Below are 21,003 nucleotides of genomic sequence, written 5' to 3'. Positions count from 1 at the left end.
GCATGGGGCCATCGATCTGAGGCTTCCAGGACATATTTTCCGACATACAAGGGGCGGGGGAGAGGGCGGGTGCTCGCAAGAGCGAGAGATCTCACATTGACCGTGCCTCAATCCCCTTCTCCGGACGTCAGCACGCGCTGGCTCTTGCGTTCGGCTTGCGCGCTGCGCGCGTGCTCACGTGCTTCGCGCCGTGCCTGCCGCCGTTCCTTGCGCTTCATATGCCAATAGTGCGCGCGATCCAGGTAGAGATACACCACGGGCGTAGTAAACAGCGTCAGCGCTTGCGACAGCACCAGTCCCCCCACCATCGCAAAGCCCAGTGGCCGCCGCAGCTCCGAGCCGGCGCCATGCCCGAGCATCAACGGCAGTCCGGACAACAGCGCGCACATGGTGGTCATCATGATCGGCCTGAAGCGCAGCAGGCACGCCTGGTAGATGGCTTCCTCCGGTTTCATGCCGTGGTCGCGCTCGGCGGTGAGCGCGAAGTCGACCATCATGATGCCGTTCTTCTTGACGATGCCGATCAGCAGGATGATGCCGATCAGCGCGATCACGCTGAGGTCATAGCCACCGGCCAGCAGGATCAGCAACGCGCCCACGCCGGCGGAGGGCAGGGTGGAGAGGATGGTGAGCGGATGGATATAGCTTTCGTAGAGCAGCCCCAGCACGATATACACGGCGACCAGCGCGGCGGCGATCAGGTAAGGCTGCGAGGCAAGCGAGGCGCCAAAAGCCTGTGCCGTGCCCTGGAACGAGCCGGAGAGTGTCTGCGGGCGGCCCATGCCGGACAGCGTGCTGTTGATGGCCTTGACGGCATCGCCCAGCGCCACGCCCTTGGCCAGGTTGAATGAGATCGTGACGGCGGGGAACTGCCCCTGGTGGCTGATCGACAGGTAGGCGGTGCTGTCGGTGTCGATCTTGACGAACGTGGACAGCGGCACTTGCTCGCCGGTCAGCGGCGAGGTCACGTACAGCTTGCTGAACAAGCGCGGATCGTCCTGCAGCGCGGGCGTGGCTTCCAGGATCACGTGGTAGCTGTTGATCTGGGTGAAGTACTGCGCGACCTGGCGCTGCCCGATCGCGTCGTAGAGCGTGGAGTCGATCAGCGCGGGCGTGATGCCAAAGCTCGAGGCGCGCGCGCGGTCGATGGTCAGGCGCGCTGCTGCCGCGGCGTTCTGCTGGTCGGACGCCACGTCGGCGAGCTGGGGCAGGGCGCGCAGGCGCTCCAGGATGCGCGGCGCCCACTGGTTGAGCTCGTCCAGGTTGGAGTCCATCAGCGTGTACTGGTATTGCGTGCGCGACAGCCGCCCGCCCACGTTGATGTCCTGCCCGGCCTGCAGGAACAGGTTGGCGCCCTGCACCTGCGCCAGCTTGGGCCGCAGCCGGGCGATCACTTCGTCGGCACTGACGGTGCGGCCCTGGTCCTTGGGTTTCAGGCTGATGAAGAAGTTGCCTGTGTTGAGCGTATTCTGCCCGCCGGTCATGCCAACCGCGGCGACATCGGGGTCGGCGCGCACGATATCCGCGAGCTGCACCATGCGCGCGTTCATCGACTTGAACGACGCGTCCTGCGCGGACTCCGCGATGCCGAACATGAAGCCGGTGTCCTGCTGCGGGAAGAAGCCCTTGGGTATGTAGATGAACAACGCCACCGTGGTGGCGACCGTGGCGATAAACACGCACAGGGTGAAGAACTGGTGGCGCATCACCACGTCCAGCCAGCGCCTGTAGCCCGACAGCATGGCATCGAAGCCATGCTCGAACCACCGGTAGATGCGGCCGTGATGATGGCCGCGCGGCGGGGTCAGGTAGCGCGAACACAGCATCGGCGTGAGCGTCAGCGAGACCAGCACCGATACGACGATGGTGAGCGTCACGGTCACGGCGAACTCGCGGAACAGCCGCCCCACGATGCCGCCCATCAGCAGCAGCGGGATGAACACCGCCACCAGCGAGACCGAGATCGACACGATGGTGAAGCTGATTTCGGCGGCGCCCTTGAGCGCGGCTTCCATGGGCTCCATGCCGTCTTCCACGTGGCGGTAGATGTTCTCCAGCATCACGATGGCATCGTCCACCACGAACCCCACCGCAATGGTGAGCGCCATCAGCGACAGGTTGTCGCGGCTGTAGCCCAGCAGGTACATGCCGCCGGCGGTGCCCATCAGCGCCAGCGGCACGGTCACACTGGGAATCACCGTGGCGGCCACGTTGCGCAGGAACACGAAGATGATCATCACCACCAGCGCGATGGTGAGCACCAGCGTGAACTCCACATCGGCCACCGAGGCGCGGATGGTCTGGGTGCGGTCGGCCAGCGTGTTGACGTTGACGGTGGGCGGGATCGCGGCCTGCAGGCGCGGCAGCGCGGCGCGGATGCGGTCCACGGTCTCGATCACGTTGGCGCCCGGCTGCTTGGTGATGGCCAGGATGATGGCGCGCCCGTTGTGGAAGGTGTTGTCCGCCGGCGCGGCGGCGCCGGCAAAGCCCCAGCCCGCCAGCTTGGCGTTCTCGGGCCCGTCCACCGCCACGCCGACATCGCGCACGCGCACCGGCGCGCCGCTGCGGTAGGCCAGCACCATGTCGTTCCACGCCGCCGCCTTGGTGACCTGGTCGTTGGTGTAGACGTTGAAGGCCTTGGTGGCGCCATCGGTGCTGCCGGTGGGCTGGTTGACCGTGGTGGCGGCAATCACGCCGCGCAGGTCTTCCAGGCTCATGCCCATGGCCGAGAGCTTCTGCGGATCCACCTGGATGCGTACCGACGGCTTTTGCTGGCCGCCGATGTTGACCAGCCCGACGCCGGAGATCTGCGAGATCTGCTGCGCCAGCACATTGTCGGCGAAGTCGTTGACCTCGGTCAGCGGCAGTGTGTCGGACTGCACCGCCAGCACCAGGATCGGCGAGTCGGCCGGGTTGATCTTGCGGAAGGTGGGGGGCGTGGGCAGGTTGCTGGGCAACTGACCGCTGGCGGCATTGACGGCGGCCTGCACGTCCACGGCGGCGGCATCGATGCTGCGGTTGAGGTCGAACTGCAGCGTGATCTGGGCGTTGCCCTGCGCGCTGGTCGACGTCATCTGCGTGAGCCCGGCGATCAGCGAGAACTGCCGCTCCAGCGGCTGCGCCACGTTCGACGCCATGGTCTCCGGGCTGGCGCCGGGCAAGTTCGCCGACACCTGGATGGTGGGGAAATCCACCTGCGGCAGCGGCGCGATAGGCAGCAGCGGCCACGCGGCGACGCCGACCAGCAGCACGGCCAGCGCCAGCAGCGAGGTGCCGATCGGGCGCTTGATGAAGGTCGCGGAAATGCTCATGGCCGTGCGTTCCCGGCGCGGTTTGCCGGGGCACCGGCGGCCGGCGCTGAGGCGGGCGCTGCGCCGGCATCCGCGATGGTGGTGGCCGCGGTCGTCTCGTTCACGCGGGTGCCGGGCTTGAGCTTGTATTGCCCGTCCACCACGACCCGCTCGTCGACCGCCAGCCCCTTGGCCACGACGGCCTTGGCGTCCTGGGTCTCCGCCACCTCGATCGCGCGGGATGCAACCGTATGGTCTGCCTGCACCACATAGACATAGGTGCCGGTCTGGCCGCGTTGCACGGCGGCGGCCGGGATGGTCAGCGCCTGGTCGCGCTCTCCTAGCACCAGCCGCGCATTGACGTACTGGCCGGGCCACAGCGTGTGCGAGGGATTGGGGAAGCGCCCTTTCAGCTGGATGGTGCCGGAGGTGGTGTCGATGGTGTTGTTGAGCAGGATCAGCTTGCCTTGTCCGAGCAACTGGCCGCTGGCGCGCTCGCTGGCCTCCACCGCGAGCGGTGTGCCGCTGGCCTGCATGGCGCGGTTGATGCGCTGGAATTCGCCATCGGGCAGCGTGAATACCACGTCGATCGGGTCGATCTGGCGGATCACCACCAGGCCGTTGGCGTCGGCCGCGTGGACGATATTGCCCGGGTCGACCAGGCGCGCACCAACGCGCCCGGATAGCGGCGCGGTGATGGTGGTGTAGTCGAGCTGCACGCGGGCGACGTTGACCAGCGCTTCGTCGGTCTTCACCGCGGCGGCCAGCTGCGCCACCAGCGCGCGCTGGGTATCCAGCGTCTGCTGCGTGGTGGCGTTTTCCTTGATGAGGCCCTCGTAGCGCTGCAGGTCGAGGCGCGCATTGGCTAGCTGCGCCTCGTCACGCGACCTCTGCGCCATGGCTTGCTGCAGCTGCGCCTGGAACGTGCGCGGGTCGATCTGCGCCAGCAACTGCCCGGCCTTGACGTCCTCGCCCTCGACAAAGCCGACGCGGTCGAGCTGGCCGTCCACGCGCGGCTTGACCGTCACCGTGGCCATCGCCTGCACGGTGCCGACGCCCGCCACGCCAATCGGCACGTTCTCGCGCTTGACCTGTGCGCTGGTCACGGTTACCGCCGGCACTGGCGGCGCTGCCCCGCGTGGCGCCGCCATGCGCTTGAGCGGGCCGGCGGCGAACCACGCCACGGCTGCCAGCATGAGCACGGCCAGGCCGATCAGGACGGGGTTGCGGCGGGAGAACTGGGTCGCCATGGATTGCCTTGGAAGTGGTCTGCCGATGTGGGTCGGGGGATCAGGGGATCAAGAGATCAGGGTTGCGCCAGCGCATCGCTTTGCCAGCCGCCGCCGATCGCCTTGACCAGCGCCACGCTGGCTGCAAGCTCACGGCCACGCAACTGGATTGCGGTCCGTTCGTTAGACAAGGAAAGGGCCTGTGCCGTTACCACCGAGAGGTAGGACGCCGTGCCAGCGCGGTATTGCGCCAGGCTCACGCGCTCCGCCACGCGGGCAGCATCCACCGCATGGTCCTGCACCACCACCTCCTGGTCGAGCACGCGCAGTGCCGAGAGGTTGTCTTCCACCTCCTGCATGCCGCTGAGCACGGTTTGCCGGTACGCCGCCACCGCCCCGTCGTAGGCCGCCGCCGCCTGGTCGTTTTGCGCGTTGCGCCGCCCGCCGTCAAAGATGGTGCCGGCCAGCGCCGCGCCCAGCGACCACACCCGGCCGGGCGGCCCGAACCAGTTGGCCAGGCTGCCGCTGCTGGCGCCGCCCACTGCGGAGAGCACCAGCGACGGGAAGTACGCAGAGCGCGCCACGCCGATATTGGCATTGGCCGCCGCCATGCGGCGCTCGGCCGCCGAGATGTCTGGGCGGCGCTCCAGCAGCGCCGAAGGCAGCCCCGGCGGCACCGCCAGCGGGCGCATCGAAAACGCCTCTGGCGCCAGCGTGAACTCGGCTGGGGCGCGCCCCAGCAGCACAGCGATCGCATGCTCAAGCTGGTTGCGCTGCACGTCGAGGTCGATCGCCTGCGCTTGCGCCGCGTTCAGCGTGACCTGCGCCAGCGCCACGTCGCCCGCGGTGGCCACCCCCGCGCGGAACTGGCTCTGGGTCAGCTTGAGGGAGTCCTCGTAGGCGGCCAGCGTGCGCGCATAGAGCGTCTTGAGCACATCGGTGACGCGCAACTGGATATAGTCCTGCACCAGCTCGCCCTGGATCGTCAGGCGCGCGGCGGCGAGGTCGGCGGCGCTGGCCTGCGCGTTGTCGCGGGCCGCTTCGATGCTGCGCCGCACCTTGCCCCACAGGTCGATTTCCCAGCTGGCATCGAGGTTGGCCGAATGCGTGTTGGACACCGTCTGGATGCCCAGCGTGTTGGTGCGCGCGCGCCCCACGCCCACGCCCGCACCGAGCGTGGGATACAGGCTGGCCCGCGCCGCCTGCGCCAGCGCGCGGGATTGCCGGTACTGGGCCTCGGCCTGGCGCAGGCTCTGGTTGGCTGCGTTGGCTTGCCCGACCAACTCATTCAGGCGGGCATCGCCGAAGCCCGCCCACCACGCCTGTGTCAGGTCCACCGGACGGGGCTCGGCAACCTTCCATTGGTGATCGTCCGGCACGGCTTCGCGATACGCGGCGGGGGTCTCGACCGGGGGGCGCCGATAGTCCGGCCCGACCGCGCAGCCGCCCACCCAGGCAGACGCCAGGGCGATGCAGAGCAGGCGCGGCGAGAGCAAACGCGCGGCGCTCATGAAGGCGAGAAGCAAGCGATATTCATGACGGGCTTTCGTGAGGCGATGCCGTTGTTTGTCGTTTCCTGCTCGGGCTGGCGGATTGGTTTCCGCGCGCACGCACGCCGCCTGCGCGGCGTCGCGCAGGCGGGTCTTATGGCAAGCATAGTGCGGCGCGGGAATGTGTGAAACGCGCTGCGCATTACTGAATATTTCACTCGCGTACGCCGATGTGCCGGGCTGCGCCACGGCTTGCGCCGCCAAGTGAAGCGCGAAATACACCCACGGATGCGGCACGCGGCGGGCGCGCGTGCCTGTTACGGGATCTTGCAGTGGGTGGATGCCGGGTGGACGCCGGCTGGTGCAGCGCGGCAAAAGGCGATCCGGCACCAGCGCCGCGCAGGACGCCCCGGCGCCGCGCGAGCGGCCACGGGCGGGCCGCCGCAGCCTGTTGTAATCTTGTGTAATTGTGCGCCAGCGAGCCCCCGCGGGTTGCATTTGCTGCGCCTGCCGCGTAGAAAGTAGGTGTCAGGCGGTCGCGGCGGAAGGGCTGCGGCAATCCACACGGCCGGCCGACGCATATAACTACATGACATCTGGACGACGAGCGGGAAGGCGTGGCCATGGAGACCGATCAAGAAAGCACACTGACGTACGCGCTGCTGACAGTGCCAGCGCGTGCCGCCATCTGCCGCGCGCTGCTGGAGGCGGGCGAAGCTGGCATGCCGGCGTTCGAGCTGGCCGGCGTCGCCGGGCTGAGCCTGCCGCGCGCCAGCCACCATTTCAATGAACTGATGCAGGCCGATGTGCTGGGCCTGGTCGTGCGCGACCGGCAGGTGATCTATGTGCTCAAGGCCCGCCGCGCGGTGAGCCTGGCGCTGGAGTATCTCGACAGCAGCGGGTTGTAGCAGGCCCGCGGCCGGCATGGCTGCAGCCCGGGGCTGTTAAACTGCGCGCCTGCGCGCCAAGGGCCTCCCGTTGTCCAGGTGGCCCTTTTTGTCTTGATTCTTGACGTTTCCCCAGCACGAAATCTCCCGCCCATGTCAGCACTGGAACGCTTGTTTGTTGCCCTGGAAGAGCACGGCTGGGCCGTGTCCGACGACCTCGTCGACACCACGCTGGCGGCGCGGCTGCATGCCGAGAGCCGCGCGGCGTGGGAGGCCGGCCTGTTCCATCCGGCCCGCATCGGGCGGGGCGAAGCCACCGCGCGCGACGCGGGCATTCGCGGCGATTCGATCCTGTGGCTCGACGACGCGCCCGCCGGCGCGGGCAGGGCGGATTTCCAGGCCTGGGCTGCGGGTTTGCGCGAGGCCTTGAACGAGCGCTACTTCCTGGGCTTGAAGCGCGAGGAATTTCACTTCTCGCACTATCCGGTCGGCACCGCCTACAAGAAGCACGTGGACCAGCATCGCGCGACCCTGCATCGCAAGATCTCGCTGGTGCTCTACCTCAATCCTGAATGGAGCGAGCGCGATGGCGGCGAACTCGCGCTCTACGGGCAGGACGACGGCGCCACCGAGTTGCACCGCGTGCTGCCACAGCGCGCGCGGCTGGTCGTGTTTCGCAGCGACCTGGTCCCGCATGAAGTATTGCCTTGCCACAAGACGCGCTGGGCACTTACCGGCTGGTTCCGTACCGATCACGCCTGAACCGCCTGAATCACCTGAGCGGCATCAGCAGCGTAACCAGCAACCCGGGGCAAAGGCATGAACACACGACCGCAGCCGCACGAAGATGACACCGCCGCCGGACACTTTTCGGCCGAGCTCGAAGCACTGCTCCGCTCGCATGCCATGCGACGGCAACTGGTCAAGGGCGAGGTGCTGTTTACCTACGGCTCCAACCCGGACGCGCTCTTCTGCGTCGAGCGGGGCGCCATCAAGGTCAGCAGCACGGCGCAGAACGGGCGCGAGGCCGTGGTCAGCCTGCTGGAGCCCGGGCAGTGGTTCGGGGAGGTCTCGCTCTTCATCGATGCGCACCGCGTGTACGACACGCGCGCTGCGGAGGCTAGCGAGTTGTTGGTGATTCCCGCCGCCACCTTCCATACGCTCATTGCGCGCGAGCCGCGTTGGCTGATGGAGTTCACGCAACTGATCTGCCGGCGCTACCGCAGCGCACTGGAGTGGATTGACGAGGTGATCCTGATGCCGTTTCCGGTACGGCTGGCGCGGCGCCTGCTTGCCGTCGAGCATGCGCACGCGCTGTCCACCCTCGGCACGCCGGGCGTGCGGACATCCGGCGCCCCCGCCGCGCTCAGGCTCTCCCAGGAAGACCTGGGCCATATGCTTGGCGTGTCCCGCCAGAGCGTCAACCGGCAGCTCAAGGACTGGGAGAAGCAGGGCGTGCTGCGCCTGGAATACGGACGCCTGACGTTATCCGACAAGGCGGCGCTGCAGGCCATCGCCAGCGAGTCCGCGCCGGGCACGTAGCTTGGGCGGTTGCGCTTCGTCGCAAGAATGAAATAACCGGCGGCTAAGATCGTGGCGGGGCCGGTGGATACTTTTCCCTTCGCGGGGATGGCAGGTTTTTTGACGAAATCCGTGTCTGCACGGCCCCGTCCCGATTGACGGCGATGGCTGTTGCCTCCCTTTCCTCCTTTCCTCCCCTCCGCGCCGCTTGCGAAAATAAACGATATATACTGTTTTGATACCACTGCGATCAAAACAGGAGGATGCATGGCAACGGTTTCGAATGGGCGCCCGCGTGCGCCCGCGCCCGCCGCGGCGCAGAAAATGGCAGCCACCGCAGTGAAGCGGCCGGTCAAGCGCGCCAGTAAGGCGGAGACGGCAGGCAAGGCTGCCAAGGTTGAAACGGGTACGTCCGTGGCTGCCGCACCGAAGGCCGCGAAAGCAGAGAAGGTTGAGAAGGTTGAGAAGGTTGAGAAGGTTGAGAAGACACAGAAGCCCGTCAAGGCCAAGGTCGTGCGCGACAGCTTCACCATGCCGGAGTGGGACTATGCCAAGCTGGCGGAGCTCAAGCGGCGCTGCCTGAACGGCGGCGCGCACGTGAAGAAGAGCGAGTTGCTGCGGGCTGGGCTCAAGATGCTGGAGTCGCTGCCGGAGCGGCAATTGCTGGCCGTCGTGGCCCAGGTCGAGACCGTCAAGACGGGCCGGCCCGCCAAGCGCAAGGCGCGCGACGCGGCTTCCGGGCAATGAAGTCGCGGCGCGCATTGCGTGGCACCTGGATGTATTCCGTCCAGGTGCGCGTCGTATCTTGCGGGTTTCATGAATAGTTGATGACAGCCTCAACCATCTGCCGATTCGGTCGTTAAGATGGGCAGGGCTTACCAATCCTGAAGCCGGACCGGCTGGGCGCTGCCTTGCCGGTCCTTCGCTTTTCAGAGCCTTCACCGTTTCTTGCCGGCGCCATCGTCATCCGCAGAATGAGTCTCTTCAGGCCGTCTTTCTGGTGCCCGTTTTCCGTGTTCGCCGTCGTCACGGTGCCGCTGGCCGAGTCACCGCGGGAGCGGCCTCCGGGCGATGTGTCGGCACAAGCCGGATCGAACCCGGACGCGCGGCGAGACCTCCTCACGGCGCCCACGCTCCCTGCCCGCTAGCCTGGCAGCAGCGCTCCTGCCGTGGCATCGTTTCGTTGCGGCGCAAGGCGACGCATCGCTCTCTATATATCTGGAAAGGGGTCACAAAGCGCCTATAATTATGGTGCATTGCACCAATTCGCCCGCTGCCATCCGACTGTACAAGATGGAACCATGCTCCCTATCAACCTGAGGTAAATCCATGTTGCCGTGTGAGCGATGCAAGCGCCAGGCCGGCAGGCCAGGACACCTGCCGCCGCACGAGGACCTCGAGGCCGCGCGCGCCGATGCGCAGGCCCAGGACGGCGCCGCCTATGCCTACCGCTGCCGCCGGTGCGGCTACGCGCTGGTGCTGCGCAGTCCCAGCCGGGAGGTGCCTGACTACTGGGCCCTGGAAGGCCGGGCGCCCTCCACCTGAAGCTGACGGGATGCCGGCCCGAGCCCGGCGTGCCCGCCATTGTTCCCGCCACGCCGCCGTGCTCGCCCACGCGGAGCGTATCGAGGCAGAGGCGATGGCTTTCGAGCGTCAGCTGTCCGGCCAGGCACAGGAGCTGGACGGCATGCTGCGGATCTCGTCGTCCGACTGGTTTGGCGTGCATATGCTGACCCCGGTGATCGCGGACTTTATCCGCGCCCATCCGCGCGTCGCGGTGGAACTGGTCACCGATGCGCGCTTGCTCAGCCTGGCACGGCGCGAGGCGGACCTGGTCTTTCGCATCCGCGCCTTCGACGAGGCCGATATCGTGCAGCGCAAGCTGATGCACATGGACTACGCGCTTTACTCGGCGCCCGGCGTGGCACCGCCGTGCGCGGGCGATGGCGAGGGGCATGCCCTGCTGACGCTGGATGCGGGCTTCGCGGGCCTGCCCGACATGGCCTGGATGCGCAAGCAACTGCCGAACGCCCGGGTAGCATTCGGCAGCAACAGCCGCGAGGCGCAGGCCAAGCTGTGCGCGGCTGGCGCGGGGCTGGCTGTCCTGCCCTGCGCGCTGGCCGAGCGCATCGGCGGCCTGCAGGCCATCGAATTGGGCGAGGCGCCGCCGGGGCGCGACGTCTGGGTGGGCTATCACCGCGACCTGCGCCGCCTGGGGCGGCTGCGCGCCTTCCTGGATGCGACCATCGAGCGCCTGGGCAATAGCGCAGGCGCTTAGTCCCCGGCAATCTCCACCACCAGCTTGCCCTTGGCCGTGCCGGTCTCGATGGCGCGATGCGCATCGATGGCGCTGTCGAGCGTGAAGTGCCGCGCATCGAGCCGCACGGAAAGCTTGCCCGCATCGGCCAGCCGCGCCGCTTCGCGCAGGATCTCGCCGTGGTGCGCGCGGCCCTTGCCGGTGAGCATCGGCATCAGCGTGAACACGCCTGAATACGTGGCCGCGCGAAACGACAGCGGCGCCAGCGCGTGCGTGCCCCAGCCCAGGCAGCTCACCACATGACCGCCAAAGGTGCGCGCCGCCAGAAAAGAATTGTCCAGCACCGCGCCGCCCACGGTGTCGTAGACCACGTCGAAGCCCTCGCCCGCGGTGTATTGCTCGACATACTGCGCGACTGATGTCGCGGCGTGGTCGATCGCGGTGGCGCCATAGCCCTCGATGATCGCCTTCTGCGCGGCCGAGCCCGTGGCGTAGACCTGCGCCCCGAGCGCGCGGGCGATCTGCACCGCGATATGCCCCACGCCGCCGGCGCCGCCATGCACCAGCACCTTCTGGCCGGGCTGCACACGAGCCCGGTCGACCAGGCCTTCCCACGCGGTGATGAACACCAGCGGCAATGCGGCGGCTTCGCGCATCGACAGCGCGGCGGGCTTGCGCGCGAGCAGGTCGGCATCGGCCGCCGCGTACTGCGCGAGCGAGCCTTGCAGGCCGCCCACGCCACCGGTCATGCCATAGACCTTGTCGCCGGGCGCGAAAGCCGTCACGCCCGCGCCCACGGCTTCGGCCACGCCGGCCAGGTCCAGGCCCAGCACGGCGGGCAAGGGCTGGCGGGCGTGCTCCGCCTGGCCGGCGCGGATCTTGGCGTCGAGCGGATTGACGCCGCTGGCCAGGATGCGCACCAGCACCTGGCCGGGGCCGGCCACTGGCTTGGGAAGCTGGACCGCCGTGAACGGCGCGCCGGCGGATTCGACGATGAGGGCCTGCATGGTGGGGTGGGACATGATGCGCTCCGGATAGGTTGGCGATGAACCAGCGATGGGTTTGAGCCGGGTTGGTGTGACCATTCTTGGCCAGGCCGGCGCGCTCGTAAATCAACGCTTCTGTACTCTTGCCATGCAGTTTTGAATGGGGCGGCTTCTTGTCACGTCGTGTCACGTCGTGTCACGTCGCCGTGGAGGTGGGTGACGTTGAGTATCGCGCAGCGGGCGAAAGTGCCGCAGGCAACACCACGGGTGGCATGCGATGATCCCGCCCGGAAACATTGGGCTGGTGATCCATGGGTAACTTTTATTTCGGCGAAATCCGTCCGGATTCCATCAGGACGCGAATAAAGATTTCGCCGCGCGGCCAGGCTCCATAACGATTTTCACAATTCCAGGGTAAACACGTATCAAGTCGTTGACTTGAAAACGCTACCCCCCGTCCCTATAATTAGCACTCGTTGGGCATGAGTGCTAACAGACCTCTCCCGACGTACTAATTCTGCTGGCCGTCAGTGCTGGCGGTCATTTTTTGTGAACCAAAAATCACTTTTTGTACCAAGGAGTCCGTATGAATCTGCGTCCTTTGCACGACCGCGTGATCGTGAAGCGTCTGGACAATGAAACCAAGACCGCTTCCGGCATCGTGATTCCCGACAACGCTGCCGAAAAGCCTGATCAAGGTGAAGTGCTCGCCGTGGGCCCCGGCAAGAAGGACGACAAGGGCGCTTCGATCGTCCTCGACGTCAAGGTGGGTGACCGCGTGCTGTTCGGCAAGTATGCCGGCCAGGCCGTGAAGGTGGATGGCCAGGAACTGCTGGTCATGCGCGAAGAAGACATCATGGCTGTGGTGAACAAGTAATCCACGCACCCCATTCGTACAGATTTAGGAGATTCAGAACATGGCAGCTAAAGACGTAGTATTCGGCGACGCCGCCCGTGCCAAGATGGTCGAAGGCGTGAACATTCTCGCCAACGCAGTCAAGGTTACCCTGGGCCCGAAGGGTCGTAACGTGGTGCTGGAGCGCAGCTTCGGCGGCCCGACCGTGACCAAGGACGGCGTGTCCGTGGCCAAGGAAATCGAGCTGAAGGACAAGCTGCAGAACATGGGCGCGCAAATGGTCAAGGAAGTGGCTTCCAAGACCAGCGACAACGCCGGTGACGGTACCACCACCGCAACCGTGCTGGCCCAGTCGATCGTGCGCGAAGGCATGAAGTACGTTGCCGCCGGCATGAACCCGATGGACCTGAAGCGCGGCATCGACAAGGCTGTGGTGAACGCGGTTGAAGAGCTGAAGAAGCTGACCAAGACCACCACCACCAGCAAGGAAATCGCGCAAGTTGGCTCGATCTCCGCCAACAGCGACGAAGTGATCGGCAAGCTGATCGCTGAAGCGATGGACAAGGTCGGCAAGGAAGGCGTGATCACCGTGGAAGACGGCAAGTCGCTGGCCGACGAGCTGGAAGTCGTGGAAGGCATGCAGTTCGACCGCGGCTACCTGTCGCCGTACTTCATCAACAACCCGGAAAAGCAAGTTGTCGCCCTCGACAACCCGTTCGTCCTGCTGTTCGACAAGAAGATCTCGAACATCCGTGACCTGCTGCCGGTGCTGGAACAAGTGGCAAAGTCGGGCCGCCCGCTGCTGATCATCGCTGAAGACGTCGAAGGCGAAGCCCTGGCGACCCTGGTGGTGAACAACATCCGTGGCATCCTGAAGACCGCCGCTGTCAAGGCTCCGGGCTTCGGCGACCGCCGCAAGGCCATGCTGGAAGACATCGCCATCCTGACCGGCGGTGCAGTGATCGCTGAAGAAATCGGCCTGACGCTGGAAAAGGCAACCCTGCAAGAACTGGGTCAAGCCAAGCGCATCGAAATCGGCAAGGAAAACACCATCATCATCGACGGCGCCGGCGACGCAGGCTCGATCGAAGCACGCGTGAAGCAAATCCGTGCCCAGATCGAAGAAGCGACCTCGGACTACGACCGTGAAAAGCTGCAAGAACGCGTGGCCAAGCTGGCCGGCGGCGTTGCAGTGATCAAGGTAGGAGCCGCCACCGAAGTCGAAATGAAGGAAAAGAAGGCACGCGTGGAAGATGCACTGCACGCAACCCGTGCAGCCGTGGAAGAAGGCATTGTCCCCGGCGGCGGCGTGGCCCTGCTGCGCGCTCGCGCTGCCATCGCTAACCTGACCGGCGACAACGCTGACCAGAACGCTGGCATCAAGATCGTGCTGCGCGCCATGGAAGAGCCGCTGCGCCAGATCGTGCTGAACGCTGGCGAAGAAGCTTCGGTCGTCGTGGCCAAGGTCATCGAAGGCAAGGGCAACTACGGCTACAACGCCGCCACCGGCGAGTACGGTGACCTGGTGGAAATGGGCGTGCTGGACCCGACCAAGGTGACCCGCACCGCGCTGCAGAACGCTGCTTCGGTCGCATCGCTGATGCTGACCACCGACTGCGCAGTTGCCGAAACGCCGAAGGATGAATCGGCTCCGGCAATGCCGGGCGGCATGGGCGGCATGGGCGGCATGGACGGCATGATGTAAATCTGCCGGCCAGCCAAACGGCAGCCTGCTGTACCCGCATCACCCGTAGTAGCAAAAACCCCCGCTGGCGCGAGCCGGCGGGGGTTTTTGTTTTTGGGGCGACAGTACCGGCCGAAGGCGCGCCGTCGCGGGAAAGGCTCAGAGCTCCACCGTGTAGCACCAGTCGAAGGCCGGGTTCTCCGGCTCACCGGTTTTGCGGCGGATATAGCCGCGCGGGTTGCACACCACGCGCGCATCTTCCAGGCGGTAATCGAAGCCGGTATGCGTATGGCCGTGCACCCACAGGTCGGCCTGCGCAACCAGGTCTGGCCTGCGCGAAATAAAGCCGGCGGAGACCAGGTCATGGGAGAAGCGCGGGTCGAGGCTGCCGAGATCCGGCGCATGGTGGGTTACCACCACCGTCTTGCCGGCAAAGGGCGCGGCGAGCTGCGCCGCCAGCCAGGCGCTGGCCGCTTCGTGCCGCGCCAGGGCGTCGGCGGTGGTGAAGCGGCGCCGCTGGCCGTCGCCATCCGCCACTTCGATCAGGCGGTGGTCCACCATCACGCCAGCGCAGGCCAGCATCGACTCATCGCGCCGGCCAGCGCCAAACAGCGCGTAGTCGGTCCACCAGGTGGTGCCGATCACGCGCACCGGCTCGCCTGCCAGGTTGTCGAAACAAGCCACCGCGTCATTGAGCACGCGCACATGCGGCGCCGCCCCCGCGGCCTGCGCCATCTCCGCGTCCACTTGCTCGAAGGCGCTCTCGTAGTACTCGTGATTGCCGGGCACATAGACCACCGGCCCCGAAAAGGTGCGCGCGGCCCAGTCGACGCCGGCGCGGCCATTGGCGATATCGCCGGCCAGCACCACCAGGTCGGCGGGGCAGTCGGGCACCGCCGCTGGTGTGTCGTGTTCGAGGTGCAGATCGCTGAGGATGCGGATCTTCATAGGGTCTCCATGCGAAATGCCGACGCGCCGACGGTAGGGGGGGCTGGCTGTATTCTTCATGCGAGCGAAGACATGGTCAAGCGTCATGGGCGCGTCGCGCCCTTCACTTCCCGCCGGCGGGCATGCTGGCAATTTGTGCCACCAGCAAAAACGCCCGGACAAAGTCCGGGCAAGACTGGCTCCCTGGCATTGCACCGGGAGACAATCGAGGGAGCGACGTCCGGTCAGGTGAGGCTAGCCAGCTCACTGGCCGGACATGGTCGGCAACAAGACCCGGTAGATCTGGATGAATGCGGGTCCAAGCAACACTAGCAGCAGTGTCGGGAAGATCATGAAGATCAAGGGGAACAATAGTTTCAGCGCAATCTTCGCGGCCTGTTCCTCGGCACGCATGCGGCGCTTGGTGCGCAGCATGTCGGACAGCACCCGCAGCGACTCCCCCAGGCTCGTGCCGAAGCGGTCGGCCTGGTTCAGCATGGATGCGAATTTGTCCACGTCTTCCACACCGGTGCGCAGCGCCAGGTTGGTCAGCGCCTTGTCCTTGGCGAAGCCAGAGCGCAGTTCCAGCAGCATCAATTGCAGCTCGTCGGCCAGCACCGGACAGCGCAGCGCGAGTTCATCCGCCACGCGCATCAGCGCCGCGTCGAGCCCGAGCCCGGCCTCCACGCAAACCGTGAGCAGATCAATCACGTCCGGAAACTCCTCGAACACCGCGCGCTTGCGGTTATCCACCTTGCGCGATAGCACGGCATTGGGCAGGTAGTAACCAATCGCGCCTAGTACCGCCAGCAGTGCCAAGGTCTTGTACTGCCCCTGGAACGCCTGCATGCCGCTCACCGCTACCAAGGCCAGCATGGGCAGCCCGATGGCCAGCACCGTCTTGGCGGCGAAGTAGAGATGCGGCGCGGCACTGCTGCGCCAGCCGGCGTTCATGAAGCGCACGCGCATCTGCGAGCCTTCCCAACCCTCCTTGGGCAACGACAGGCGGGACACGGGCCTGGCCCACCGCACCAGGTTGTCGAGCCAGGCATTGTCCTGCCCCGTGCTGGCTCCGGTGGCCGTACCGATTATCTGCCCCATCCTCTCGCGTGCCCGGCTTGGCGTGAATGTCAGCAGCAGACCGAACACCGCGCCGAACGCTGCCACAAAAATGAGAACCAGCATCAGGACCTGCTCTGTATGGACATCTTGCATGATCGCCTCCGGAATCGAGAATTCTGCTTACTTCTGGGTCGCGCACATTCAGACCCGGATACGGATGATCCGGCGCATCCAGACGACGCCGAGCGTCATTCCTCCCAGCGCCATCCCGACCATCTTGAGGCCGATCGGGTCTTGCCATAGCACTGTCATGAAATCCGGATTCACCACGAGAATCAGTCCCGCGGTGGCGAACGGGAGCAGGCCCAGTATCCAGGCCGATAGCCGCCCCTCTGCCGAGAGCACCTTGATCTTGTCGAACAGCTTCAGGCGTTCACGCACCAGGTTGCCGATCGTGTCGAGAATTTCGGCAAGGTTGCCGCCGCTCTCGCGCTGTATCAGTACCGCGATCACGAAGTAGCGCAAGTCGTTGATCGGCACTCGCATCGCCATGTTGGTCATGGCTTCGTCCAGAGCGACTCCGTAATTGATCTCCTCAAAGGTAGTCCGGAATTCGCGGCCCATCGGGTCTTTTACCTCCTGCCCCACCATCCCCAGCGCACTCGAGAAGGAGTGCCCCGCGCGTAGCGCGCGGCTGATCATGTCGACAGCATCGGGCAATTGCATCTCCAGTTGCTTGAGGCGTTTATGCCGAAGTGCGATGACATGCCAGACAGGCAATGAGCCAACCAGTAATGCGCCCAGTACCACCAGTCCCGGCGGCACGGGCAGCAGCGGCACGAGCGCCAGCGTGCACAGCGCGACCAGCCCGCAATAGCCGAGTAGCTGCGCAACCGACCACGTGCTCCCGGATTGCTCGAGCCATCGGTCGAGCCCGCCGACGCGAGGCAGCATCAGCAGCCAGCGTTGCAACAACGGCGTGTTGCTTAGCATGCGCCCCTTCAGGATCGACAGGGTCTCTGCGCTAACCTGCCCGCCGGCCGACAGCGACCGCAGCCTGGCCTCGATCCGCTTCGCCGCCGGGCCGTGGTAATTGTTCCACCAAAGGTAGACGCCTTCGATGCAAAGCACCACTGCAGCGAACAACAAGATGATGAAGGCATAAAATATGAAGCTCATTTTCTTCTCCCCGCATTCTCTGTGCCGCTGGCCGGTTCAGACGTCGAAGCGCTTTGCCGGGTCATAGGTCTCGTCGGGCAAGCCCACGCCGAACACGCGCAGGCGTTCGGCAAACTTCGGGTACACGCCTGTGGCGCGGAAGTGCCCGTTGACCGTGCCATCCTGGGCCACACCGGTACGCTGGAAGGTAAAGATCTCCTGCATATTGATGATCTCGCCCTCCATGCCGGTGATCTCCTGGATGCTGACTATCTTCCTGCGCCCGTCAGTCAGCCGGGACGCCTGAACAATGACGGTGATTGCCGAGGATATCTGTTGCCGGATTGCCTTCGGTGGCAGGTTGAGGCCGGCCATGCTGACCATGTTTTCCAGGCGCGTAAGCGCATCGCGCGGTGTATTGGCGTGGATGGTGGTCAGCGAACCCTCATGGCCGGTATTCATCGCATTGAGCATGTCCAGCGCCTCGCCACCTCGCACCTCGCCCAGGATGATGCGGTCGGGACGCATGCGCAGCGCGTTGCGTACCAGGGCGCGCTGCGTGATCTCACCCTTGCCTTCGATATTCGGCGGCCGTGTTTCCAGTCGCAGCACGTGCGGCTGGCGCAACTGGAGTTCCGCGGCATCCTCGATGGTGACGACGCGCTCGCTCTCGGGAATGAAGCCGGACAGGATGTTCAGCAGCGTGGTCTTGCCACTGCCGGTTCCGCCTGACACCAGCACGTTCACCTTGGCGTGTGCTAGCGCCTGCAGGAGTTGCGCCATCGGCGGCGTGAGGCTCTTGAGTTCGACCAGGTTGGCTACCTGCAGGGGATTGACGGCGAACCGCCGGATCGATAGCAAGGGACCATCGATGGCGGAGGGGGGAATGATCGCATTGACGCGCGAACCGTCCGGCAGCCGCGCGTCCACCATCGGACTGGTTTCGTCAATGCGTCTGCCGACCCGCGACACAATCTTCTCGATGACTTTCATCAGGTGTGCGTCGTCGTAAAACGTGACATCGGTGAGTTCCAGCTTGCCGCGCCGCTCCACGAAGGTCTGTTTCGCCGTGTTGACCAGGATGTCGGAAACCGTAGGGTCTTGCAGCAGTGGCTCAAGCGGCCCGAAGCCGAACATCTCGTCGTAGACCTCCGATGTGAGCAGCCTGCGCTCGGCGTCATTGAGCAGGATCTTCTCTTCCTCGATGATGCTGCTCACCAGCAGGTTGATTTCCTGCCGGACCTGCTCCTGGGGGAAGCGCGCCAGCCGCTCCAGCTCCACACGGTCCAGCACCGTCTCATGGATGGTCCGCTTGAACGCGCGGTAGTTCGCCGGGGTCGGCGGGAACTGGATTGTCCCATGGCCATTGGCGATGAAGGCAGGCTGGCTGGGGCTCGACAGTTGATCGCGGATCGACATGATGATCTCCGGTAGGGGAATCAGGAACTCGGTGGCTCAGGTTGCACGCGTGCGCAGCATCAGCTTGCGCAACGGCGACACGCTGTCTTGTTGCGCACGGCGCTCGGCTCCGGCTCCGGCTCCGGTTGCGGCAACGAACTGCGTACCCAGTGCCAGGATCGCCTTGGCGATGGCGCTGCGTTTGTGGGATTTCGCGACCGGCTCTCCGTGGCTGATTGCCTCGTCGACAGCCGAGGAATCGTCGGGCAGCGCGTGGAAGATCTTCATGCCAAACACGTCGCCCAGGGCCGAGCGGGCCAGCGCATTGCGGCGGCCCTCGCGATTGAGCAAGATGTGGACCTTGTCGGCCGAGTAGTGCAGGGCGCGCAGGATATCAAGCAGGCGGCGTCCCGGACGGGCAAAGGCGATGGTTGGCTCGACGACGACGCAGATGCGATCGCTGCGATCCAGCAGGCCGATGGACAGAGGGTCGAGCGCCTGTCCGATGTCCACGATCACAAAGTCGTAGACCGGCTGGACCACCGAGAGTATCCACTCGAGTTTCTCTTTCTGAATCTGGCTCGCCTTGATCGGGTCGGTGGCGCCGGCCAGGATGTCGAAATTGCTCTCGACATGCGTCAGGCAGGCATCCAGGAACGCCGCATCCATGCGCTCGATCTGACTGCAGATTTCCGGGAGGGTGGAGGGCGGTGGCTTGTCGCTGACAAGATAGGTCAGGTCTCCGAACTGCCGGTTCAGGTCGATTACCAGGACGCGCTTTCCCAACTGGGTGCCAAGCGCATACCCGAGATTGCTGGCGAGGAAGCTGGTGCCCGCACCGCCCTTGCATGAAATGAACGAGATCACTTGCGCCATCTCGCGATTCCTGGGCACATGGCTGGTCTCCACCCGCCGCAGCGCTTCCGCCAGTTGCATCCTGTCCAGCGGCCACGCGAGGACGTCGCGCACACCTGCGCGCAGGGCCTTGATCAGGCAGTCGGAGCACGGGTTGGGCGTGACAAGAATGCAAGGCAGTTCGGGGTGCTGCTGACGCAAGGCTTCGATGCTATGCATCTGCGATGCCCCGACGACGGGTTGCTCGATGATGAGGAGATCCGCCAGCTGCATCTGGCTGCCATGGAACGGAAAGCGGGCCGGCCCTTCCAGCAGCGACATGGTCTGGAAGTTCCCGATCCCTGCGCTCAGGCGGGAAATCTCGTCAAGTTTTTGGGCATCTTCCGATGCGATCAGGATCTTCAACATGGTGCGTTCTCCAATCTCGGGAAATCTAGCTGCAAACCGATCCACCGCTTGACGAGTTCATGCTCTCTCGGGACAGCGTGGAGGTGAAGGGCGGCATGGTCAGCGTAATCGGAATCAAGGGGATGAACGTGCGTACCGAGACGTTGGTTATGCTGACGGTTGCGCTCTGGCAGGTGCCCCGCGCGGTGACCGCATCGGAGTCGCATCCCGTTGGCAGATAGCTGAGCTGGATGTTGGAGGCGCTGAGCAGTGGCAACAGTGAGCGCATCTTGGTCTTGATGATCGCGTCATCGGCGTCGCAGACGATGGCCATGCGCGCGCCAAGCCGTGTCGCCTCGGCTGCGGTGTTCCAGTAGAACAGCACGCGGGAGAACTCCACGATGCCAAGCAGCAGGGGGAAGAAAATGCCGGCAATCAAGGCGAACTCGACAGCAGTCGCGCCGCGCTGCCGCGCAGGCCGGAGGAAGGGGGCTCGCGTTTTCATAGTACCTGCCTCATGACGGTAGCGATGTCGGTGAAGGTCAATCCGCTTGCATTGATGAAGGTCTGGATGGGCGAGTACGTATATCCGGTGATCTTGACCGTGACGAGGTTGATCGTGCCGGCCGGCGTGCCAGTGCCCGTGCTGTTGTCGTAGGTGCTCACGTTGGCGAATGACATGCCGGGGCAGCCTGATGCATCGACCCGATCGCAGATCACCACCATCGATGTCGTGAGGCCGGTCGAGAGCGCGGAGCCCGAGCAGCTGGTATTGCCGTAGACGGCCAGGCATTTCGCCGGCCCCGTCGGATAGCTGACATCCAGCGGGGAGAACTGCGACAGGTAGCGGGCCGCGGAGCGCGTGCCTTTGGTCAGGGTGTCGAACTGGTAGATGGCGCGCCCGAATTCCGCCACGCCACAGACCATCAGCAGCATGGGGACCAGGAGAATGCCGAACTCGACGGCCGCCACGCCGCGATGGCGCGCCAGGAGCATTTTTCTTGTCTTCATGATCT

The 21,003-nt window shown here is 65.3% G+C and carries 19 protein-coding genes; 8 read left to right on the top strand and 11 right to left on the bottom strand.

The features are described 5' to 3' along the window. Positions 1-107: 107 nt before the first annotated feature. The 3 genes from AC1DS3_RS04710 to AC1DS3_RS04700 are packed head-to-tail and all read right to left on the bottom strand — an operon-like array spanning position 108 to position 6,030. Positions 108-3,311 (bottom strand): efflux RND transporter permease subunit, encoded by a 3,204-nt coding sequence (locus AC1DS3_RS04710; RefSeq protein WP_441640601.1) that lies wholly within the window; start codon positions 3,309-3,311, stop codon positions 108-110. Beyond that, a complete protein-coding gene (locus tag AC1DS3_RS04705; RefSeq protein ID WP_441640600.1) occupies positions 3,308-4,540 on the bottom strand; it encodes an efflux RND transporter periplasmic adaptor subunit in 1,233 nt (410 codons plus the stop codon). The genes AC1DS3_RS04710 and AC1DS3_RS04705 overlap by 4 nt, the downstream gene beginning before the upstream one ends. A gap of 56 nt (positions 4,541-4,596) precedes the next feature. Then, positions 4,597-6,030 (bottom strand): efflux transporter outer membrane subunit, encoded by a 1,434-nt coding sequence (locus AC1DS3_RS04700; protein WP_441640603.1) that lies wholly within the window; start codon positions 6,028-6,030, stop codon positions 4,597-4,599. Positions 6,031-6,632: 602 nt separating this feature from the next. Here AC1DS3_RS04700 and AC1DS3_RS04695 point away from each other — a divergent pair. The 6 genes from AC1DS3_RS04695 to AC1DS3_RS04670 all read left to right on the top strand — a co-directional run bounded on the left by AC1DS3_RS04695 (position 6,633) and on the right by AC1DS3_RS04670 (position 10,695). Beyond that, on the top strand, positions 6,633-6,917 hold the full coding sequence (locus tag AC1DS3_RS04695; protein WP_441640599.1) for a helix-turn-helix domain-containing protein: 285 nt from the start codon (positions 6,633-6,635) through the stop codon (positions 6,915-6,917). Positions 6,918-7,049: 132 nt separating this feature from the next. Then, a complete protein-coding gene (locus AC1DS3_RS04690) occupies positions 7,050-7,658 on the top strand; it encodes a 2OG-Fe(II) oxygenase (RefSeq protein WP_441640598.1) in 609 nt (202 codons plus the stop codon). Between the two features lie 57 nt (positions 7,659-7,715). Next, the gene (locus AC1DS3_RS04685) at positions 7,716-8,438 is read left to right on the top strand and encodes a Crp/Fnr family transcriptional regulator (RefSeq protein WP_441640597.1); all 723 of its coding nucleotides are present in this window, start codon (positions 7,716-7,718) and stop codon (positions 8,436-8,438) included. 303 nt (positions 8,439-8,741) lie between these two features. Continuing rightward, on the top strand, positions 8,742-9,164 hold the full coding sequence (locus tag AC1DS3_RS04680) for a hypothetical protein (protein WP_441640596.1): 423 nt from the start codon (positions 8,742-8,744) through the stop codon (positions 9,162-9,164). Positions 9,165-9,746: 582 nt separating this feature from the next. Next, entirely contained in the window at positions 9,747-9,962 is a 216-nt protein-coding gene (locus AC1DS3_RS04675; RefSeq protein WP_441640595.1) for a hypothetical protein, read from the top strand. A 10-nt stretch (positions 9,963-9,972) separates the two neighbouring features. Continuing rightward, positions 9,973-10,695 carry a LysR family transcriptional regulator gene (locus tag AC1DS3_RS04670; protein WP_441640594.1) on the top strand — a complete coding sequence of 241 codons (723 nt, stop codon included), beginning with the start codon at positions 9,973-9,975 and terminating at the stop codon, positions 10,693-10,695. On the opposite strand, the gene AC1DS3_RS04665 is transcribed toward AC1DS3_RS04670, so the two are convergent. Continuing rightward, complete coding sequence (locus AC1DS3_RS04665; RefSeq protein ID WP_441640593.1) at positions 10,692-11,696, bottom strand: zinc-dependent alcohol dehydrogenase family protein; 1,005 nt, start codon at positions 11,694-11,696, stop codon at positions 10,692-10,694. The genes AC1DS3_RS04670 and AC1DS3_RS04665 overlap by 4 nt on opposite strands. Positions 11,697-12,246: 550 nt before the next feature. Here AC1DS3_RS04665 and groES point away from each other — a divergent pair. Together groES and groL are read left to right on the top strand one after the other, a co-directional pair. Next, positions 12,247-12,537 (top strand): co-chaperone GroES, encoded by a 291-nt coding sequence (groES, locus tag AC1DS3_RS04660; RefSeq protein ID WP_006160236.1) that lies wholly within the window; start codon positions 12,247-12,249, stop codon positions 12,535-12,537. A gap of 40 nt (positions 12,538-12,577) precedes the next feature. Continuing rightward, the gene (groL, locus tag AC1DS3_RS04655) at positions 12,578-14,221 is read left to right on the top strand and encodes a chaperonin GroEL (protein ID WP_441640592.1); all 1,644 of its coding nucleotides are present in this window, start codon (positions 12,578-12,580) and stop codon (positions 14,219-14,221) included. A gap of 138 nt (positions 14,222-14,359) precedes the next feature. Here the strand turns inward: groL and AC1DS3_RS04650 are convergent, their stop codons facing one another. The 7 genes from AC1DS3_RS04650 to AC1DS3_RS04620 form a co-directional block, all read right to left on the bottom strand. Continuing rightward, positions 14,360-15,148, bottom strand: coding sequence for a metallophosphoesterase (locus tag AC1DS3_RS04650; RefSeq protein ID WP_441640591.1), 789 nt, complete (start codon positions 15,146-15,148; stop codon positions 14,360-14,362). Positions 15,149-15,391: 243 nt separating this feature from the next. Continuing rightward, complete coding sequence (locus tag AC1DS3_RS04645) at positions 15,392-16,312, bottom strand: type II secretion system F family protein (protein WP_477126765.1); 921 nt, start codon at positions 16,310-16,312, stop codon at positions 15,392-15,394. Between the two features lie 78 nt (positions 16,313-16,390). Next, on the bottom strand, positions 16,391-17,368 hold the full coding sequence (locus tag AC1DS3_RS04640) for a type II secretion system F family protein (protein ID WP_441640589.1): 978 nt from the start codon (positions 17,366-17,368) through the stop codon (positions 16,391-16,393). Between the two features lie 36 nt (positions 17,369-17,404). Continuing rightward, the gene (locus tag AC1DS3_RS04635) at positions 17,405-18,766 is read right to left on the bottom strand and encodes a TadA family conjugal transfer-associated ATPase (protein ID WP_441640588.1); all 1,362 of its coding nucleotides are present in this window, start codon (positions 18,764-18,766) and stop codon (positions 17,405-17,407) included. 36 nt (positions 18,767-18,802) lie between these two features. Continuing rightward, the gene (locus AC1DS3_RS04630) at positions 18,803-20,008 is read right to left on the bottom strand and encodes a CpaE/TadZ family protein (protein ID WP_441640587.1); all 1,206 of its coding nucleotides are present in this window, start codon (positions 20,006-20,008) and stop codon (positions 18,803-18,805) included. Between the two features lie 25 nt (positions 20,009-20,033). Beyond that, positions 20,034-20,492 carry a TadE family protein gene (locus tag AC1DS3_RS04625; RefSeq protein WP_477109606.1) on the bottom strand — a complete coding sequence of 153 codons (459 nt, stop codon included), beginning with the start codon at positions 20,490-20,492 and terminating at the stop codon, positions 20,034-20,036. Next, entirely contained in the window at positions 20,489-20,998 is a 510-nt protein-coding gene (locus AC1DS3_RS04620) for a TadE/TadG family type IV pilus assembly protein (protein WP_441640585.1), read from the bottom strand. The genes AC1DS3_RS04625 and AC1DS3_RS04620 overlap by 4 nt, the downstream gene beginning before the upstream one ends. Between the last annotated feature and the right edge of the window lie 5 nt (positions 20,999-21,003).

This window comes from Cupriavidus sp. 01L46, assembly GCF_056399905.1.
This window is presented reverse-complemented; position numbering and strand designations above follow the sequence as displayed.

Excerpts from the sequence above, each read along its gene's own strand:
- AC1DS3_RS04640 (WP_441640589.1), bottom strand. The coding sequence starts at position 17,368 with ATGAGCTTCATATTTTATGCCTTCATCATCTTGTTGTTCGCTGCAGTG.
- AC1DS3_RS04685 (WP_441640597.1), top strand. The coding sequence starts at position 7,716 with ATGAACACACGACCGCAGCCGCACGAAGATGACACCGCCGCCGGACAC.
- AC1DS3_RS04625 (WP_477109606.1), bottom strand. The coding sequence starts at position 20,492 with ATGAAAACGCGAGCCCCCTTCCTCCGGCCTGCGCGGCAGCGCGGCGCG.
- AC1DS3_RS04635 (WP_441640588.1), bottom strand. The coding sequence starts at position 18,766 with ATGTCGATCCGCGATCAACTGTCGAGCCCCAGCCAGCCTGCCTTCATC.
- AC1DS3_RS04695 (WP_441640599.1), top strand. The coding sequence starts at position 6,633 with ATGGAGACCGATCAAGAAAGCACACTGACGTACGCGCTGCTGACAGTG.
- AC1DS3_RS04630 (WP_441640587.1), bottom strand. The coding sequence starts at position 20,008 with ATGTTGAAGATCCTGATCGCATCGGAAGATGCCCAAAAACTTGACGAG.
- AC1DS3_RS04675 (WP_441640595.1), top strand. The coding sequence starts at position 9,747 with ATGTTGCCGTGTGAGCGATGCAAGCGCCAGGCCGGCAGGCCAGGACAC.
- AC1DS3_RS04620 (WP_441640585.1), bottom strand. The coding sequence starts at position 20,998 with ATGAAGACAAGAAAAATGCTCCTGGCGCGCCATCGCGGCGTGGCGGCC.
- groL (WP_441640592.1), top strand. The coding sequence starts at position 12,578 with ATGGCAGCTAAAGACGTAGTATTCGGCGACGCCGCCCGTGCCAAGATG.
- AC1DS3_RS04645 (WP_477126765.1), bottom strand. The coding sequence starts at position 16,312 with ATGCTGGTTCTCATTTTTGTGGCAGCGTTCGGCGCGGTGTTCGGTCTG.
- AC1DS3_RS04680 (WP_441640596.1), top strand. The coding sequence starts at position 8,742 with ATGGCAGCCACCGCAGTGAAGCGGCCGGTCAAGCGCGCCAGTAAGGCG.
- AC1DS3_RS04705 (WP_441640600.1), bottom strand. The coding sequence starts at position 4,540 with ATGGCGACCCAGTTCTCCCGCCGCAACCCCGTCCTGATCGGCCTGGCC.
- AC1DS3_RS04710 (WP_441640601.1), bottom strand. The coding sequence starts at position 3,311 with ATGAGCATTTCCGCGACCTTCATCAAGCGCCCGATCGGCACCTCGCTG.
- AC1DS3_RS04690 (WP_441640598.1), top strand. The coding sequence starts at position 7,050 with ATGTCAGCACTGGAACGCTTGTTTGTTGCCCTGGAAGAGCACGGCTGG.
- AC1DS3_RS04670 (WP_441640594.1), top strand. The coding sequence starts at position 9,973 with ATGCCGGCCCGAGCCCGGCGTGCCCGCCATTGTTCCCGCCACGCCGCC.
- AC1DS3_RS04650 (WP_441640591.1), bottom strand. The coding sequence starts at position 15,148 with ATGAAGATCCGCATCCTCAGCGATCTGCACCTCGAACACGACACACCA.
- AC1DS3_RS04700 (WP_441640603.1), bottom strand. The coding sequence starts at position 6,030 with ATGAGCGCCGCGCGTTTGCTCTCGCCGCGCCTGCTCTGCATCGCCCTG.
- AC1DS3_RS04665 (WP_441640593.1), bottom strand. The coding sequence starts at position 11,696 with ATGTCCCACCCCACCATGCAGGCCCTCATCGTCGAATCCGCCGGCGCG.
- groES (WP_006160236.1), top strand. The coding sequence starts at position 12,247 with ATGAATCTGCGTCCTTTGCACGACCGCGTGATCGTGAAGCGTCTGGAC.